At 73.8% G+C, this 2,442-nt stretch carries 1 protein-coding gene and 2 pseudogenes; 2 read left to right on the top strand and 1 reads right to left on the bottom strand.

The genetic code is table 11. From position 1 onward, the window contains the following. A partial coding sequence (locus tag HMPREF3105_RS11955; protein WP_141762539.1) for an enoyl-CoA hydratase/isomerase family protein occupies positions 1-495 on the top strand: 495 nt, incomplete at its 5' end. A gap of 87 nt (positions 496-582) precedes the next feature. Here HMPREF3105_RS11955 and HMPREF3105_RS11950 read toward each other — a convergent pair. Then, positions 583-1,716: pseudogene (locus HMPREF3105_RS11950) on the bottom strand (acyl-CoA dehydrogenase family protein). A gap of 165 nt (positions 1,717-1,881) precedes the next feature. Between HMPREF3105_RS11950 and HMPREF3105_RS11945 the strand changes: the two are divergent. Then, positions 1,882-2,442, top strand: a pseudogene (locus HMPREF3105_RS11945) (hypothetical protein); the annotation flags it as partial.

Here is a 2,442-nt window from a genome sequence, read left to right as displayed (position 1 = left end):
GACGAGGCCGCCTTCGCCGCCGCCGACGAGGTGCTGGCCCGGTTCGCGGTGGCCGAGGACGCACGGCCCGCGTCCGCGCTGGTGGCCGGCCGGGAGTGGATCGAGGACGCCTACGGCCGGGAGTCGGCCGCCGAGGTCCTCGCCGCCCTGGACGAGCGCGCCGCCGCGGGCGGGGAGCATGCCGAGGCCGCGGGGCAGGCCGCCGAGGCCATCCGCACCAAGTCCCCGACCGCCGTCGCCGTGGCCCACGAGGCCCAGCGCCGGCTGGCCGCACGCGGGGCGGACCTGACCGTGGCCGACGCGCTGCGTCAGGAGTTCACGATCGGCACCCACCTGATGCGCGAGCCGGACATGGCCGAGGGCATCCGTGCGCTGCTCGTGGACAAGGACAAGGATCCGGCGTGGAGTCCGGCCCGGCTCGAGGACGTCTCGGCCGAGGACGTGGCTGGGCACTTCGAGCCCGTGACCGGGGTGGACCCGCTGCAGCTCGGCTGAGCCCGCCCCGACGGACGGCGCCCCGTGGTCACGTGTGGTGACCGCGGGGCGCCGTGCTGTGGGGGCGACCGTGCGGGCCCCCCGGCGTCAGCCGATCAGGCCGCGACCCACGATCATGCGCATGATCTCGTTGGAGCCCTCGAGGATCCGGTGGACGCGCAGGTCCCGGACGAGCTTCTCCACGCCGTACTCGTGCAGGTAGCCGTAGCCGCCGTGCAGCTGCAGGGCGGTGTCGGCGGCCTCGTAGCCGGACTCGGTGGCCACGAGCTTGGCCATGGCGCACAGGCGCACGGTGTCCGGGTCGTTGCGGTCCAGGGCGTCCGCGGCGCGCATGAGCATCGTGTGGGCGGTCTCCAGCTTCACGGACATGTCCGCCAGCTCGAAGACGAGGGCCTGCTTGGTGGTGAGCGGCTCGCCGAACGCGCTGCGCTCCTTGAGGTAGCGGGTGGCCTTGTCCAGGGCGGCCAGGCCGCCGCCGATCGAGCAGGCGCCGATGTTCAGGCGGCCGCCGTTGAGGCCCTTCATGGCGATGCGGAAGCCGTCGCCCTCCTCGCCGAGGCGGTCGGCCACGGGCACGCGGACGTCCTCGAAGATCACCTGGCGCGTGGGCTGGGTGTGCCAGCCCATCTTCTTCTCGTTGGGGCCGAAGGACAGGCCGGGGGTGTCCTTGTGGACCACGACGGCGGAGATCCCCCGGGCGCCCGTGTCCGCGGTGCGGCACATCACCACGTAGCAGTCGGACGCGCCGGCGCCGGAGATGAACTGCTTGACGCCGTTGAGGACGTAGTGGTCGCCGTCGCGGACGGCGCGGGTCTTCAGCGCGGCCGCGTCCGAGCCGGCGCCGGGCTCGGTCAGGCAGTAGCTGGCCAGGTGCGCCATGCCCACGAGATCGGGGATCCAGCGGGCGCGCTGCTCGTCGCTGCCGAAGGAGTCGATCATCCAGGCCACCATGTTGTGGATGGAGATGTAGGCGGCGAAGGCCGGGTCCGCCTTCGCGAGCTCCTCGAAGATCAGGATCGCGTCCGTGCGCTCCAGGCCGGTGCCGCCGTGCTCCTCCCCCACGTAGATGCCGCCCAGGCCGAGCTCGCCGGCCTCGGCGAGGACGTCCACCGGGAAATGCTACTCGGCGTCCCAGTCGAGGGCGTGCGGGGCGACGCGCTGCTCGGCGAAGTCGCGGACGGCGTCGACCAGGGCCTTCTGGTCGTCGGTGATGGGGAACATGGGTTCGTCCTCCTGGGGCTCGGGCCGGCCGCGCGGGCGGTCCACGACGGGGTGGTGCGGGGGTGACACCGCGGGCGGCGACAGGGTGTGACTGTCATCACCATGATAATAGGACATCCAATGATTAGCCGTGTCGCCGCCGGGCCGTGGGCTAGCGTGCTCCCCGTGCAGACCACCACCAGCCCCACCGCGGACTCGCCCACCGGCCCCCGCTCCCACCCCTCCGGCCGCACGGAACAGCTGTTCGGCATCCGCCGCCACGCGCTGATGACCGAGCGGGACGGCGCCCTCAACCCGGCCGCGTTCGAGGTCGGCCCGTGGTGCCTCGACCTGGACGGCCGGCCCACCGGCGCGGCGGCCACCGTGATCATGGACAACGCCACCGCGGTGGCCGTGCACCACGCGGCACGGGACATCGAGACCGTGGTCACCACCGAGCTGCAGGTCAACGTGCTCGGCCCGCTGCCCGCCTTCGACGCGGAGGCCGTCAAGGCCGGGGACGACGGCCCGCTGCTGGAGTGCTGGACCCGCCCGCTGGCCTGGGATGCCGGCGGTGGCGTGGCCCGCGCGTGGCTCGAGGACGCGGACGGGCGTCGCGTCGTCGAGGCGACCGGCTGGTTCCAGTCGGTGCCCGCCGGAGCGCCGGAGCGGATGGCCGCGTTCGTCGCCGCCGGACGGCTGCCCCGCGGGGCCGAGACCCGCGTGCCCATGCCGGGGCTGCTGGCC

Origin of the sequence: Micrococcus sp. HMSC31B01 (assembly GCF_001816085.1) — a bacterium.
GTDB lineage: Bacteria > Actinomycetota > Actinomycetes > Actinomycetales > Micrococcaceae > Micrococcus > Micrococcus luteus.
Note: the sequence above shows the minus strand (reverse complement) of the source record. Positions and strands in the feature narration are given on the sequence as shown.